This is a genomic window from Micromonospora sp. NBC_00421, from assembly GCF_036017915.1.
GTDB lineage: Bacteria > Actinomycetota > Actinomycetes > Mycobacteriales > Micromonosporaceae > Micromonospora.
The window spans coordinates 5,269,171-5,282,742 of record NZ_CP107929.1 but is presented as its reverse complement, the minus strand read 5'-3'; the positions used below and the strand labels follow the sequence as shown (position 1 = coordinate 5,282,742).

Annotated in this window: 15 protein-coding genes; 7 read left to right on the top strand and 8 right to left on the bottom strand. The window is 73.6% G+C overall.

The window, feature by feature from the left end:
• Window position 1: 1 nt before the first annotated feature.
• The 7 genes from OHQ87_RS22390 to OHQ87_RS22360 all read right to left on the bottom strand — a co-directional run bounded on the left by OHQ87_RS22390 (window position 2) and on the right by OHQ87_RS22360 (window position 7,350).
• A complete protein-coding gene (locus tag OHQ87_RS22390; RefSeq protein ID WP_328340821.1) occupies window positions 2–634 on the bottom strand; it encodes a TetR/AcrR family transcriptional regulator in 633 nt (210 codons plus the stop codon).
• On the bottom strand, window positions 529–1,893 hold the full coding sequence (locus OHQ87_RS22385; RefSeq protein WP_328340820.1) for a methyltransferase: 1,365 nt from the start codon (window positions 1,891–1,893) through the stop codon (window positions 529–531). The genes OHQ87_RS22390 and OHQ87_RS22385 overlap by 106 nt, the downstream gene beginning before the upstream one ends.
• On the bottom strand, window positions 1,890–2,783 hold the full coding sequence (locus tag OHQ87_RS22380; protein WP_328340819.1) for a hypothetical protein: 894 nt from the start codon (window positions 2,781–2,783) through the stop codon (window positions 1,890–1,892). The genes OHQ87_RS22385 and OHQ87_RS22380 overlap by 4 nt, the downstream gene beginning before the upstream one ends.
• Before the next feature lie 209 nt (window positions 2,784–2,992).
• On the bottom strand, window positions 2,993–3,805 hold the full coding sequence (locus OHQ87_RS22375; RefSeq protein ID WP_328340818.1) for an HAD family hydrolase: 813 nt from the start codon (window positions 3,803–3,805) through the stop codon (window positions 2,993–2,995).
• A 257-nt stretch (window positions 3,806–4,062) separates the two neighbouring features.
• The gene (locus OHQ87_RS22370; protein ID WP_328340816.1) at window positions 4,063–5,382 is read right to left on the bottom strand and encodes a multidrug effflux MFS transporter; all 1,320 of its coding nucleotides are present in this window, start codon (window positions 5,380–5,382) and stop codon (window positions 4,063–4,065) included.
• Between the two features lie 154 nt (window positions 5,383–5,536).
• Entirely contained in the window at window positions 5,537–6,406 is an 870-nt protein-coding gene (locus OHQ87_RS22365) for a DNA adenine methylase (protein WP_328340814.1), read from the bottom strand.
• 86 nt (window positions 6,407–6,492) lie between these two features.
• Window positions 6,493–7,350: a VHL beta domain-containing protein gene (locus tag OHQ87_RS22360; protein ID WP_328340813.1), complete on the bottom strand. Its 858-nt coding sequence runs from the start codon at window positions 7,348–7,350 to the stop codon at window positions 6,493–6,495.
• 265 nt (window positions 7,351–7,615) lie between these two features.
• Between OHQ87_RS22360 and ssd the strand changes: the two genes are divergently transcribed.
• Genes ssd through OHQ87_RS22325 form a run of 7 tightly spaced genes read left to right on the top strand, consistent with a single transcriptional unit; the run spans window position 7,616 to window position 12,553 of the window.
• Entirely contained in the window at window positions 7,616–8,719 is a 1,104-nt protein-coding gene (ssd, locus tag OHQ87_RS22355; protein ID WP_328340812.1) for a septum site-determining protein Ssd, read from the top strand.
• Window positions 8,716–9,921: a TadA family conjugal transfer-associated ATPase gene (locus OHQ87_RS22350; protein ID WP_328340810.1), complete on the top strand. Its 1,206-nt coding sequence runs from the start codon at window positions 8,716–8,718 to the stop codon at window positions 9,919–9,921. The genes ssd and OHQ87_RS22350 overlap by 4 nt, the downstream gene beginning before the upstream one ends.
• Entirely contained in the window at window positions 9,918–10,763 is an 846-nt protein-coding gene (locus OHQ87_RS22345; protein WP_328340808.1) for a hypothetical protein, read from the top strand. The genes OHQ87_RS22350 and OHQ87_RS22345 overlap by 4 nt, the downstream gene beginning before the upstream one ends.
• Window positions 10,763–11,488 carry a type II secretion system F family protein gene (locus OHQ87_RS22340; RefSeq protein WP_328340806.1) on the top strand — a complete coding sequence of 242 codons (726 nt, stop codon included), beginning with the start codon at window positions 10,763–10,765 and terminating at the stop codon, window positions 11,486–11,488. Before OHQ87_RS22345 ends, OHQ87_RS22340 begins: the two co-directional genes overlap by 1 nt.
• Window positions 11,489–11,514: 26 nt before the next feature.
• Window positions 11,515–11,682: a DUF4244 domain-containing protein gene (locus OHQ87_RS22335; RefSeq protein WP_013283643.1), complete on the top strand. Its 168-nt coding sequence runs from the start codon at window positions 11,515–11,517 to the stop codon at window positions 11,680–11,682.
• Entirely contained in the window at window positions 11,679–12,047 is a 369-nt protein-coding gene (locus tag OHQ87_RS22330; protein WP_328340804.1) for a TadE family type IV pilus minor pilin, read from the top strand. The genes OHQ87_RS22335 and OHQ87_RS22330 overlap by 4 nt, the downstream gene beginning before the upstream one ends.
• Window positions 12,044–12,553 (top strand): Rv3654c family TadE-like protein, encoded by a 510-nt coding sequence (locus OHQ87_RS22325; RefSeq protein ID WP_328340803.1) that lies wholly within the window; start codon window positions 12,044–12,046, stop codon window positions 12,551–12,553. Before OHQ87_RS22330 ends, OHQ87_RS22325 begins: the two co-directional genes overlap by 4 nt.
• Window positions 12,554–12,752: 199 nt before the next feature.
• On the opposite strand, the gene OHQ87_RS22320 is transcribed toward OHQ87_RS22325, so the two are convergent.
• The gene (locus OHQ87_RS22320; RefSeq protein ID WP_328340801.1) at window positions 12,753–13,331 is read right to left on the bottom strand and encodes a hypothetical protein; all 579 of its coding nucleotides are present in this window, start codon (window positions 13,329–13,331) and stop codon (window positions 12,753–12,755) included.
• Window positions 13,332–13,572: the final 241 nt, after the last annotated feature.

Sequence of the window (13,572 nt, the reverse complement as noted above, 5' to 3'; positions counted from 1 at the left end):
GTCAGGCCCGGCGGGTGGCCCGGTTCACCCGGGCCCGGACCGCCCGGCGGGCGATCGGTCCGAGGTCGTCGATGATCTCGATCAGCACGGCGAGCTGGTCGAGCGCCGACATCGCCTGCTGTGCGGCCGGCCGGTCCACCCCGTCGTAGAGCTCCAACCCGACGAACGCGGCGCAGACGGCTCGGGCCAGACCGGGCACGTCGGCGATCTCGGCGAACGGCGAACCGGCGAGCAGCCGGCGCAGGACCGACTCGATCTCGTCCACCCAGAGCTGGAGCGCGGCGGCGGTGGGCGCGGCGAGCCGCTCCTCGGTCTGCGCTCCGGCCAGCAGCTGGGCCAGGAAGGAGACGTTACCCAGTTCGCGTTCCTGTTCGTGCAGCTCCTGCCCGACGGCGAGCAGTTCCCGCAGTGAGCCCACCTCGGCCAGCCGGGTCGACCAGTGCCCGAGCCGGTCGGCCGTGCTGGCCTGGCAGGCCGCGGTGAGCAGGTCGTCGACCGTGCCGAAGTGGTAGAAGACGAGCGCCTGGTTCACCCCGGCGGCGGCGGCGATGGTACGGGCGGACACGCCGGCGATGCCGTGCGTACGGATGGCGGTGATGGCGCCGTCCAGGAGGCGTTGCTTGGTGCCGGACATCGTCCTCCTCGTGGGCCTGCCGGGTGTGGCGGTGCGATCATCGCATCGGTCACCAGCTGCGCCAGCCAGATGACCCCGGGCAGCCGCAGGGTCCAGCCGACCACGGCCCAGCCGAGATGAAGGTGCACGAGTGCGCGGGCGACGGCGGCCACCCCCCGTTCCGGTCGACCGTCGCCGTCCACGTACTCCGCCCGCCAGAGCACCCGGCCGGCTGCGGTGGCGGGCCGTATCAGCAGGCCCACCGGGCAGCGGCGGGCGAGGAAGCGCCAGGTGGCCGCGCACGGACCGCAGGCGTCGTCGAGCAGGAGGACCGCCGGCGGCCCCGCGTGGTAGGGCCGCCCGCGCGGCCACCAGTCCCGTACCTGCCGCCGGTACGCGCGCCACGCCCCGCCGTACCTGCCGGCCAGGTCGTGCTCCTCGTGCGGTCGGGCCACCGCCACGCTGAAGGCGACAGCCACCACGGCCGCCAGGAACAGCGCCGAGCTGCGGGTGAGTGCGGCGGTGAGCAGCACCAGGGCCACGGCGCCGGTCTGCATCGGGTTGGCCAGATAGGCGTACGGCCCGGTGGTGACCAGCCGCACGGGCGGATCCCAGGGGTACGGCGTGCCGCCACCACGGGTGACGAACTCACGGACCGCGTCGAGGGCCGGGGCGGCCACCACCAGCGCCACCTGGGCGAGGAGCAGCAGGACGGACCGGGGCAGCCCGGTGGCCGCCCGCCACGAGCCGTCACCTACCTCGAAGGCCAGGCTGGGGACGAGCCACAGCAGCAGGGCGGTGAAGACCCCGACCTGGAGCAGCGTGCGCGCCATCAGGTGCCGCCGGTCGGCACACCAGCGGCCGAGCAGTTGCGCAGGCAGGGCCACCACGAGCAGCCCGACCAGCTCCCCGAGCAGCCAGTTGGGGCCGAGCCCGACCAGCGGGTCCAGCGCCGGCATGGCCACCGCGTCGACCCAGAGCAGCAGGCCCAGTGCCACCGGCAGGGGCAGCAGCCGGCGCAGCAGCACGGGCAGCGGACCCCAGAGCGCGGCCCAGCCGATCCAGAGGTCGACAGGCATGCACCGGTAGCTCCCCCGCACCGGGGCGAAGGTGTACCAACCGGTGTGCCGGGCCACCTCGTCGAGGGCGGCGATGCCGATGCCGGTGGCGAGGAAGGCAAGCAGCGCCGCCGCCCGACCGGCGCGGCTCCGGTCGACCCGGGTGGCGGCGAGCACGGCCAGCAACGGCACCGCCAGGCTCAGGTAGCGGGCGGTGATCATCGCAGCGTCATCATGTCCAGCAGGTGCCCCACCCCCGCACCGAGCAGGACCTGCTGCACCGGCCCGAAGTACCAGGAGGGGTCGAGCCCCCGGGTGTAGTCCACCCGGACCCGGACCTCGGTGTGCCGCTCGTCGAGGGTCCGCCAGCTCAGCTCGGCGTGCCGCCACCGGAACCAGCGCGCGGTGATCGAGCTGTCCTCGACGAACCGGAACGCCACCCGCTGCGGCGCGACCGTCTCCACCTCGGCGAGCAGGTGGCCGCCGGGGCCGTGCGCGCTGCCGTGGTAACCGAACATCCACCTGTTACCCGGGTCGAGCCCGTCCCCGCTCACCTGGCCGGGCGTGGGCACGCCGAGCAGCCGCAGCGGCACCGAGCGGGCCGGCGCGGGACGCGGACCGTCGGCGAGCCGGGCGGCCACCTGGTCGGCCGGGAGCGCCACCACCCGTACCACCTCGACTGACTGGTCGGGTGCCACCCGTGGGGCGATCCCGCTGCCCTCCAGCCCCGGCAGGAGCAGCAGCGGCACCGCGAGGACGGCGTACGAGCGGGAGGTGTCGCGCAGCGCGCGGATCAGGGCGGTGGCCCCGTGGGACACCGCGTAGACCAGGGGAGCGGCGAGGACGACGCAGATCGCCCCCTCGTGCAGCGCCACCGCCGCCAGCAGCAGGGCGATCGTGGTGAGCACGAAGACCCGGCCGTGCGCGGTGCGGCCGGGCAGCAGGGTGAGGGCGGCGGCGAGGGTGGTCGGGAGCGCGACGAAGAGCAGGGCGCTGTCGGCTCGTCCCGCGCGCACCGTGGCGACGAAGACCACCAGTCCGAAGGCGGCGACCAGCCCGGCGAGCACCCAGTTGGCGGCGTTCCGTCGGGGCGGTGGTTCCTGCTCGGTCATGCTGCCTCCTCGTTTTGAGCACTTGCTCAAAACGCAGCATAGGCGTATTTGAGCGAACGCTCAATCACGGGGTTCTGCCGGATTCCTGCCCTGGTCCGTGGGGGTGCCGACCCGTGCGGCTGCCGGGGCTCACCTCGGGCCCCGGCGGCGTCCGGGGGCAGGTGGGGTGAGGCAGGTGAGGTGCGGGGGAGAGGGCGGCGGTGGGTCGGTCAGGCGACCTGGGTGGCGCGGGTCCGGCGGTGCCTGCCGTACCAGGCGATGCCGATCGCCACCCCGACCCCGACCCCGAGCGCCGCCGCGGCCACCGGGACGGCCGGGCGCTCCCGCAGCCGCCGGCCCAGCGGGATCGGATGCCGGAACTCCAGCACCGGCCACGCGTTCTCCACCGCGAGCCGGCGCAGCGTCCGGTCCGGGTTGACCACGCTCGGGTGGCCCACGCACTCCAACAACGGCCGATCACTGTACGAGTCGGAGTAGGCGTACGAGTCGGCCAGGTCGTAGCCCCGGGCGGCGGCCAGCTCGTTGACCGCCTCGACCTTGCTCGGACCGGCCGCGTAGAACTCCACCTCGCCGCTGTAGCGGCCGTCCTGCACGCTCATCCGGGTGGCGATCACGTCGGTCACCCCGAGCAGCACGCCGATCGGGCGGACCATCTCCTCACCGGAGGCGGAGACCAGCACGACGTCCCGCCCGGCCGCCTGGTGCTCGGCGATCAGCACGGCGGCTTCGGCGTACACGTAGGGGTTGATCAGCTCGTGGAGCGTCTCCGCGACGATCTGGCGGACCTGTTCCACCTGCCAGCCCTTGCAGAGGGCGGCGAGATAATCCCTGGTCCTGGCCATGGTCTGCTCGTCGGTGCCGCCCAGCCGGAACATCAGCTGCGCGTACGCCGACTTCACGACATCCCGTCGGGTGATCAGCCCGTCCCGGTAGAACGGCCGACCGAATGCCAAGGCGCTCGACTTGGCGATGACGGTCTTGTCCAGATCGAAAAAAGCGGCACTTCGGCCCACGGCGCGCAAGTCTAGCCCGATGGTCTAGGGTCGGCGGGTGCCCCGGGGTCCACACCCCATGCGACCTGCGGAAGCACGTCCACGACGAATGCTCAACGTGAGCGCAGTCACACGCTGCGGTCATAATTTCGCAGGGAGTGGGGTCGACAACACTCGACGTGAACACTCCGCTCGGGCAGACTTGACCGCACGACGACCATTCACGTCCCGGAAAGCTGACAGACCCTCGGCGGTCGCACCCCCCGTGACCGCCGGGCCGGTTCGGCTCAACCCCCCCGGAGCCGAACCCTCCGACGACCCCCGTCATCCCCCCGACGGGGGTCGTCCCTTTGTGCCTCGGCCGCTCGTGTCGACCGGGTGGGTGCGGTACGCCGGTCGGCTGCTGCCGCGCCGAGCGCCGCCACCAGAGCGAGCGATGCCGGGGCCAGCAACAGGGTCAGCAGCGTCCGGGGTGAGCCGGTCGTGCCCAGGGCGACGCCCGCGACGGAGGAGATCAGCGCGCCGCCTCCGATGGCCGTCGCGGCGGACAGGCCCGTCGCGGTTCCGGCCAGGCGTGGGTGGTCGGACATCACCCCCAGATTGACGACCGGGGTGGTCAGGCCGTTGCCGACTCCCACGAAGACGCAGACGGCGAAGAACGCGACGGGGTGGAGGTCCCGCAGCGTCGCGAAGAGGAGACCGGCCGACAAGCCCACCAAGGTCAGCACACGCGCCGCCACGAGGATGTGGCTCCTGAAGAACCGGGAGGCGACGATCCCCGTCAGGTAGCTGCCCAGCACGAAACCGCCGGGCACCACGGCCATGGCGAGGCCCAGTGTCGCGCTCGACCCACCGAGGCGCTCGGTCATGACGATGGGCGCCCCGCCCAGGAAGACGTAGAGCGTCCCCGTCGCGCAGGCCATGCACAGGGTGTACGCCCAGAACCGGGGCGAACCCGCGACCCGCTGGTACGACGCGAGCAGGCTGCCCGCCGGACTACCGGAGCTGTGGGACGTCTCGCCGAGCTGCCGCATCGCCACGACGAGAACGACTCCACCCAGGGCGGCGAGGATGACGAAGATCGCCTGCCAGCCGAGGAGTTCGTTCACGATCCCGCCGAGGGTGGGGCCGAACATGGGGGCGAGCGCCCATCCCATGCCCGCGAAGCCGATCTTCCTGACCGCCTCGTGTCCGCTCGTCGTCTCCTTGATGACGACCATGGCCACGGAGAAACATGCGGCGATTGCCGCCTGGAACATGCGGCAGACCAGGAAGAACTGCACGGTGGGGGCCAGCGCGCACCCGAGGGACGCGACGACGAAGATCGAGACCGACACCAGCACCACCGGTCGGCGTCCGTAGCGATCGGATACGGCACCGGCGACCACCTCCGTGAGGGCTGTGGCGATGGCGTAACCCGCGACTGAGAGGTTGACCAGGGCGAAACTCGCCCCGAAGGCATGGGCGATGTCGGGCAGGGCCGGCAGGTAGACGTTCACCGGAAGCACCGACATCGCCGTCAGCAGGACGAGGAAGGTCAGGCCCGGTGCCGTGCTGCTACCCGAGTGCGGCAAGGTGGCCGACGCCCGGTCGGCCCTGGAGTCCACGGAACCGGATCCTATCCACGTTCTCGAAGACGCGATCCCGTGCCCCGCGCAGGGATCTGCCGCCAGCGACGGGATTCAACGCCCGTGGGTGCTGCCAAGGGTGTTCGGGTGATCCTCACGGGTGCCGGCGGTGCTGTCCGCGGCAAGCTGGCGGTCAGACGGTGAGTTGCCGGGCCGCGTCGGGTAGTTCGTAGTTCGTGACCACCAGGTCCCAGCTTCCCCGCTTGTCCGACTGGAGGTTGATGTCCCGACGGGTCGCCATCCTGGCGATGTGGAAGTCGTCGGCGAACAGTTGCCGTACGAACGGGGTGTCGCTGTTGCTCAGGGTCACCAGGGCGCCGCGACCGCTCGCCCGTTTCATCGCCGCGCAGAGCCGGACGTGATCGTCCCGGCCGAACTGCCCGGGGGTGTAGCGCTGGAAGTCCGCCCAACCGCCGAGCGGCACATAGGGCGGGTCGAGGTAGACCCAGTCGCCTTCGGAGGCCTCGTCGAGCTGTTCTGCGAAGTCGGCGACCCTGATCTCCGTGCCGTCGAGGAGCTTCGCGGCTTCGAGGAGTGTCCGTCGATTGTAGTAGGGGCGGTCGTATGCGCCGTAGGGCGCGTTGAACTGGCCCTTCCGGTTGACCCGCCACAGCCCCCGGAACGAGGTCTTGTTCAGGTAGATCACCCGGGCGGCCCGCTCGACGTCGGAGAGCTCTGCCGGGTCCTGCCGCCGTATCTCTGCGAAGTGTTCGCGGGTGTTGGGGTGCTCGTCGAGCCGCTTCATCACGGCTTCCGCGTCTTTCGCGACCTGTCGGAAACAGGTGACCAGCTCTTCGTTGGCGTCGCTCAGCACGGCCTTGGCCGGATTCAGTTCGAAGAAGACCGCGCCGCTGCCGAGGAAGGGCTCGCGATAGGTGCCGGTGAATTCGGGCGCGGCGGACACCAGGGTCGAGGCGTACCGCGTTTTCCCGCCGGCCCACTTCAGGAAGGGCTTCCCCGCACCGGGAAGGAGCCTCGTCGGCTGTCGGCCGGTCGGGTGCATGGCGGGGATCGTACCTGCCCGGTGGAACCGGCCCGGACGGAAATCCGTCCGCCGACCACGGGGGCCGGCATCCACCGCTGGGCCGGTTACCGCACCACGGCCCGCATCGTGGTCCGGGCGGGCAGGAAGCAGGCCAGCCCCCGGCCGCGGTCGTCGGTGACCACCCAGGGGTGGCCCAGGTACGTCTGCTGTCGGTAGGACCGGCCGGCGTCGAGCACCTTGTACTGCCGCCGCTGGCCGTGGTAGTCGAGCCAGTAGACGATGACCCGCGAGTTGCGGGCGTTGACGAATTCGACGTACGTCGAGGGTCCGTTCGCGCTGGACCGCAGCGACCGTTCCTGGGACGCCGGCAGCGCCGTCAACTCGCCCGGTCCGGGCTGGTTCGCCGGCGGCTTCGGCGTGGGCCGGGGCGGGGTGGTGGTCGGGGCCGGCCGGGGCGGGGTGGTGGTCGTGGTGGGGCGGGGGGTCGTACCGGCGCCGGGTCGGCTCGGCGGACGGGCCGGTGCCTGCGCTGGCGGCGCGACAGGTGCCGGGGAGACGGCGCGGGTGGCGAGCGAGACAGGCGCGGGCGAGTAGTCGTCGATCGGCGTGGGGCTCTCCGCGGCGGCGAGGTTCGGCCCGCCCACGACCCCCGACGGCGTCACCGGGAGGGCGGCGCCCCGGCGCTCCGGCCCGGACCACAGCGGCGACAGTGCGAAGACGAGACCGGTGACCAGACCACAGGCCACCCCGGCCAGCAGCAGGGTCCGGCCGATGCCGTCGGATTCGACGGTGTGGACGGGCGACGGCAGGGGGGTGGTCGCTGACCCGGGCGGGGGGACGTCGATCAGGTGCCGGCCCGCCGGGGGAACGAGGTACGGCGGCAGCGCCTGGTGGTGCCGGGCCTCGGGTAGCCAGCCACCGATGCGCAGGGTGGGGGGTGTTTCGTCGGGTGAGTCGGCCATGGCCCCGTTTCCGAGAGCGGCGGATGCCACCTTCGCGGTGGCGTGCGGTCACGATTATCGACGTACGACGCGGTATGTCGTCAATGAGCCGGCTGGAGATAACACGGCTTTTTTTCGCGTTCCCCACCTGCATAGCAGATCACCGGCCGCAACGGAGGTTGTCCACAGCCCGCCGGGTTGTCCACAGGCGAGCGGCTTCGGGCGTCGCGAACCGGGTCACCCGGCGCAGGGTCTGTCCCAGCACCCCCGACCGCTGGAGGCCGTGATGCCACCCCGTACCTCCCTCTCACCGCACCGACGACTTCCGTTGCTCGTCACCGCCGACGGTGACCTCCTCGACGAACTCCTGCGGCTCGCCGCAGCGGGCGGCAGCGAGGTGGAGGTGGCCGCCGACCCGGCTGCCGCCCGGTCCCGTTGGGTTCCCAGCCCGCTGGTCCTGGTCGGCAGCGACCAGGCGCAGGCCTGCCTGCGGGCCCGACTGCCCCGACGGCCACGGACGGTGCTGGTCGGGCGCTCGGGCGAGCTCGACCCGGGCTGGGAGATCGCCGAGCTGATCGGTGCCGAACACGTCGCCGTCCTGCCGGCCGCCGAACCGTGGCTGGTGGACCGGTTCACCGAGTGCGTGCCGGGCGGCGACTCGGCCGGGCCCGCCCGTACGGTCGCGGTGCTCGGGGGTAGGGGTGGTGCCGGTGCGAGCGTCCTCGCCGGTGGCCTGGCGGTCACCGCCGCCCGCGCCCACCTGCGGACCCTGCTGGTCGACGCGGACCCGCTCGGCGGTGGGCTCGACCTGGTGCTCGGCTGGGAGGAGCTGGACGGGCTGCGGTGGCCCTCGCTCACCGACGCCGACGGCCGGGTCGACGCGCCGAGCCTGGTCCGCGCCCTGCCGAACCGGGGCGACCTGGTCGTCCTCTCCTGGGACCGGGGCGAGCCGCTGGCCCTGCCCGCACAGGCCATGGCCGCCACGCTGGACGCCGCGCGGCGTGGCCGGGACTTCGTGGTGGTCGACCTGCCACGCCAACTCGACGATGCCGCCGTGATCGCGTTGCAGGCCGCCGACCAGGCATACGTGGTGGTGCCGGCCGAGCTGCGGGCCACCGCGGCGGCGGCCCGGGTGGTCGCCGCCGCCGCCCCGCACTGTGCCGCCCTGGGGGCGATCGTCCGGGGCCCCGCCCCCGGCCGGTTGAAAGCGACCGAGGTGGCTCGGGCCCTGGGGCTCCCGCTCGCCGGGACGCTGCGCCCCGAACCGGCGCTGTGCCGCGGGCTGGAACGCGGCGAGGCGCCGACCGCCGCCGGCCGTGGACCGCTCGCCGCGCTCTGCCGTCGGCTCGTCACCGAGCTGACCGGGCTCCCCGTGCCGGGTGCGGCATGACCGGCCGGCCCGACGAACTCGCGGCCCGGGTGCGGCAGCGGATGGCCGACGCGGCCACCCCGGTCACCCCGGCGGCGATCGTCTCCGCCGTCCGCGCCGACCCGTCCGCCGCCGTCCTCGGCGACACCGCAGTGCTGCGGATCGCCGACCGGGTGCACGACGACCTGGTGGGTGCCGGGCCACTCGCTCCGCTGATCGGGGATCCACAGGTCACCGACGTGCTCGTGAACGGGGTCCGGGTCTGGGTCGACCGGGGTGCCGGGCTGCACCAGGTGGCGGTGCCGCTCGGCTCGGTCGACGACGTACGCCGGCTGGCCCAACGGCTCACCGCCGCCGCAGGACGTCGACTCGACGACGGCTCCCCCTACGCGGACGCGCGGCTGCCCGACGGCACCCGGTTGCACGCCGTACTGCCACCGGTGGCGACCGACGGCCCGTACCTGTCCCTGCGTACCTTCCGGCACCGCCCGTTCACCCTCGACGAGCTGGTCCAACAGGGCACCGTGCCGCGTGCGGTGGCGTCGGTGCTCGCCGCGGTGGTCGCCGCCCGGCTGGCGTACCTGGTCATCGGTGGCACCGGTTCGGGAAAGACGACCCTGCTCAACACGATGCTGGGCCTGGTGCCGGGGACGGAACGCATCGTGCTGGTCGAGGACGCCGCCGAGCTGCATCCGGTGCATCCGCACGTGGTCGGTCTCCAGGCCCGGACGGCCAACGTGGAGGGCGCGGGCGTGGTCGGGCTGAGCGAACTGGTCCGGCAGGCGTTGCGGATGCGCCCCGACCGGCTGGTCGTCGGAGAGTGCCGGGGCGCGGAGGTGGTCGATCTGCTGGCCGCGCTCAACACCGGCCACGACGGCGGGGCGGGCACCCTGCACGCCAACACCCCGGCCGACGTGCCGGCCCGGCTGGAGGCCCTCGGCATGCTCGGCGGCCTACCCCGGGCGGCGCTGCACGCCCAGGTCGCCGCCGCGCTCCAGGTGCTGGTCCAGGTGCGTCGAGGCCCGCACGGCCGGTTGGTGGAGTCGATCTGTCTGCTGCCGGCGCAGGGGCCCGACCGGCTGGTCACCGCGGTACCGGCCTGGGTGCGGGGGCAGGGGATCGGGCCCGCCGGACACTCGCTGGCCACCCTGTTGCGGGACCGGGGAGTGCCCGTACCGCCCCTGCTCCACGAATCCCCGGCCGGTGCGGCAGGGCCGGCATGACGTCCACGTCGTGGCTGGTCACGCTCCTGCTGACCGGTGCGGCCGTGGTGGTCGCCTGGCCGGCACGCAATAGCCGCCGTCGTCGCCGCAGCGTGTTCGGTCCACCGCCGGGCCGCATCGGTGCCGTCGATGCGCACACGGGCCGGGACGCACAGTCCGCCAGCCGGCCGGCAGCCGGACGGCGGTCGCCGCGGTGGAGGGCATCAGTTCGTCCGCGCCGGGTTCTGCTGCTGGTCGGGCTGGTGGGCACCGGTGCGGGTGGCCTGGTGGGCGGGCCGGTCGCCGCCGCCCTGCTGGCCGGATACGGCATGCTCGGTGCCCGCGCCGTGCATCGACGGCGGGTGGCGGGGCAGGTCGGCCGGGAGCGCCGCCGCCAGTTGGACCGGCTCGGCGCGTTCGCCGCCGACCTGCGCGCCGGTCTACCCGCAACCCCGTCCGGCGACGTGGACCCGAGCACGGGTGACGGTTCAGGTGCCGCGGGTGGCGACCCGGCCGGGACGGACCGGCTCGCCCGACTGGCCCGGTCGGCGGTCCGGCTCGCGGACCGGACGGGAGCGCCGCTTGCCGAACTCCTCGAACGGGTCGAGGCCGACGCTCGGGCGTTCGACCGGGGACTGGCCGGGGCCGCCGCCCAGGCAGCGGGTGCCAACGCCACCGCGCTGCTGTTGGCCGCGCTGCCGCTGGGCGGCATCGCGCTCGGCTACGGCATCGGCGTCGACCCGCTGGCGGTGCTGCTGCACACCCCGATCGGTGCCGGGTGCGCCTTGGCCGCGATGGGGTTACAAGCCGGCGGACTGCTCTGGGCCGAACGGTTGGGCACCATACCGGGCGGGAGCGGCTGATGTCCCCGCCGGTGTGGTCGGCCGGTTGCCTGGTGGTGGCCGCGCTGCTGGTCGCCGTACGCGGCAACCGGGTCGGCCGGCGGTGGGACGTACTCACCGGTAGAGGCTCCGGCCGACGTCGGCCGGGCTGGTGGCCGGACCGGGTGCGACTCGGTGCTGCGCTGGCCGGGCTGGCGGTCCTGATCCTGGTCGGGGGTTGGCCCGGTGTCCTGGGAGGAGTGCTTACCGCGCCGGTGGCGGACCGGTTGCTGCGGCGGATCGAACCACCCGCCGTCCGGGAGAGCCGACTACGGGAGGCGGCCGACCTGCCGCTCGCCGCCGACCTGCTGGCGGCGGCCATGCGAGCGGGCGCCCCGGTCGACCGGGCGGTGCTCGCGGTGGCCGACGCGTTGGACGGTCCGTTGGCGGTCCGGCTCGGCCGGATCGGGCGGACGCTGCTGCTCGGCGGTGAGCCGCAGGAGGCCTGGGCGCACCTCGCCACGGTGCCCGGGGCGGACCGGGTGGTCGGTGCCGCACTGCGCTCCTCCCGCAGCGGCGCGGCACTCGCCGGGGCCCTCGCCCGGGTCGCCGACGACCTGCGGGCCGACCGGTCCACGGCGGCGGAGGCGTCCGCCCGGCGGGCCGGCGTGCTGATAGTGCTGCCGCTGGGCCTGTGCTTCCTGCCGGCCTTCATTCTTGCCGGCCTGGTGCCGGTGATCGTCGCCGTCCTCGGCGACGTGCTGTGAACCATCATCGAGAAGGGGAACGACAGATGCGCAAACTCCTCACGCGGCTACGCGGGGACGCGGGGATGAACACCGCCGAGTACGCCGTGGGCACCCTCGCCGCCGTCGCCTTCGCCGGCATCCTGCTCAAGGTGCTCACCTCGGGCAACGTGCAGTCGGCGCTGACCGCCGTCATCGACCGGGCGTTGAAGTGAGACCGCGCCGGCCGGCCGGTCGGGACCGGGGTTCGTTCACCGCCGAACTGGCAGCCGGCCTGCCGGCGCTGCTCCTGCTCCTGCTCGCCGGGCTCACCGCCGTCGACGCGGTCACCACGAAGGCGGCCTGCCTGGACGCGGCCCGGGAGGCGGCGCTGGCCGCCTCCCGGGGCGGGGACGGCACCGGCGCGGGTGCCGGGATCGCGCCGGAGGCGGCGGTCGTCTCGATCTCGGCGGACGAGAAGCGGGTCACCGTGACGGTCCGCGCCCCCGTCCGGGCACTCGGGGCGCGGTTGCCCCGGCTCACGGTCGAGGCCGGCACGGTCGCCGCCGTCGAGCCCGGTGCACCGGAGCCCGGCCGGTGACCCCCGCCGCGACCCGGTCCGGCAGTGGCGCCGGAACCCCGCCCGGCAACCGCACCGACGGCCGACCCGAGCGCTCCACGGGCGGACCGGGCGGCACCCACAGTGAGGGAAGGAGGCGAGACGGTCCGGTCCGGCCCCGCCGTGATCGCCAGCCGGGCCGCGCGTCGGACCGGGGCGGGGCGACCGTTCTGCTGCTCGCCATCGGCATGGTCTTCGTGCTGGTCGGCGGATTCGGGGCGGCGATCGGCGCAGCTCGGCTGGCCCGGCACCAGGCCCGGGTCGGCGCCGACTTCGGTGCCCTGGCCGGGGCCGGCCAGGTGTGGCGGGGTGCCGAACCGGCCTGCGCGACCGCCGACGAGTTCGTCCGCGCCAACGCCGCCCGGCTGGTCGCCTGCCAGGTGGACGGGTTCGACGTGGTGGTGACGGTCGAGGTGGCGGTCACCCCGCTGCCGGGACTGCGGCGGTTCGCCACCGCCACCGCCCGCGCCGGACCGGTTCGTGGTTGAGCGCGGGTACGGCACCGGTCCGGAGGCGGAGAACGGCGGTGCCGAAGTGGCGGCGCGAACCGGCCGAGGTGAACAAGCAGGCCGAGGTGAACAAGCAGGCCGAGGGGAACAAGGCGGTGCCGGTGGTGCATACCGGGCCGGGCCGGCCGCCGTCCGGGGCGGGTGGCCAGGGGCCACGCACCCCGGGACGGCCGGTGGCTCAGCGGCCCTGGAGCGCGTCCAGGCCGATCGCCATGGCGATCACCAGGCGTCGGTCGATCTGCGGGTGCGGCACCTCGACGACGTAGCGGTCCCGCAGGCCCCACTTCTTGATCACGGAGAAGACCGGCTGGCCTGCGGCGGTGAAGTCGAAGTGGTACGGCAGCCACGACAACGAGTCGACGAACCGGCGCAGCAGCGCCACCGGCATGCTGCGTTCCTGGCCGGTGATCTGCGGCAGACCGGCCTGCTCGACGTGCCAGGTCGAGCGGAGCAGCGACTGGGCGAAGTCCTTGCGGAACAGCCCGATCGGCGTGCCGGCGTGGTCGGTCACGTCGTACGTGGCACCGAGGTCGAGCCGCTGGCGGGCCTTGAACCCGAGTAACGGCTGCTGCTTGGAGTCGTCTGTGTAGATGGTGACCTGCTCCTTGAAAGCGAGCCGCTTCTGCTGCGCGAACGCCAGGAGTTCACCCTCGGTGCCGTCCGCCGCCACGGCCCGGACCTCGTACTGGTTCACCATCATCCGAAGCCGCTGCCGGATATGGAACTGGCGCTGTGCCTGCAAACTGTCTAGCTGCATGAGAACTCCTCCGAAGGGTGCGCCGGAGTCTCGCACAGCCCGCCGGCCAGCGCCCACCAGCCAGCCAGCGCCCAACCGCCCGCCGGCCAGCGCCCGCTCGCCAGCGCCCAACCGCCCGCCGGCCAGCGCCCACCGACCAGAGCCCGACGGTCAGCGTCTGCCGGCCAGCGTTCGCCCGATAGCCGGTCCGCCCGCCAGCGCCCAACTGTCAGCGCCAGACCGTCAGTGCCCGCCGGTCGAT

Bases quoted from the DNA above. Each gene is read 5' to 3' on its own strand.
- OHQ87_RS22390 (WP_328340821.1), bottom strand. From the start codon at position 634: ATGTCCGGCACCAAGCAACGCCTCCTGGACGGCGCCATCACCGCCATC.
- OHQ87_RS22385 (WP_328340820.1), bottom strand. From the start codon at position 1,893: ATGATCACCGCCCGCTACCTGAGCCTGGCGGTGCCGTTGCTGGCCGTG.
- OHQ87_RS22380 (WP_328340819.1), bottom strand. From the start codon at position 2,783: ATGACCGAGCAGGAACCACCGCCCCGACGGAACGCCGCCAACTGGGTG.
- OHQ87_RS22365 (WP_328340814.1), bottom strand. From the start codon at position 6,406: ATGCACCCGACCGGCCGACAGCCGACGAGGCTCCTTCCCGGTGCGGGG.
- OHQ87_RS22360 (WP_328340813.1), bottom strand. From the start codon at position 7,350: ATGGCCGACTCACCCGACGAAACACCCCCCACCCTGCGCATCGGTGGC.
- ssd (WP_328340812.1), top strand. From the start codon at position 7,616: ATGCCACCCCGTACCTCCCTCTCACCGCACCGACGACTTCCGTTGCTC.
- OHQ87_RS22350 (WP_328340810.1), top strand. From the start codon at position 8,716: ATGACCGGCCGGCCCGACGAACTCGCGGCCCGGGTGCGGCAGCGGATG.
- OHQ87_RS22345 (WP_328340808.1), top strand. From the start codon at position 9,918: ATGACGTCCACGTCGTGGCTGGTCACGCTCCTGCTGACCGGTGCGGCC.
- OHQ87_RS22340 (WP_328340806.1), top strand. From the start codon at position 10,763: ATGTCCCCGCCGGTGTGGTCGGCCGGTTGCCTGGTGGTGGCCGCGCTG.
- OHQ87_RS22335 (WP_013283643.1), top strand. From the start codon at position 11,515: ATGCGCAAACTCCTCACGCGGCTACGCGGGGACGCGGGGATGAACACC.
- OHQ87_RS22320 (WP_328340801.1), bottom strand. From the start codon at position 13,331: ATGCAGCTAGACAGTTTGCAGGCACAGCGCCAGTTCCATATCCGGCAG.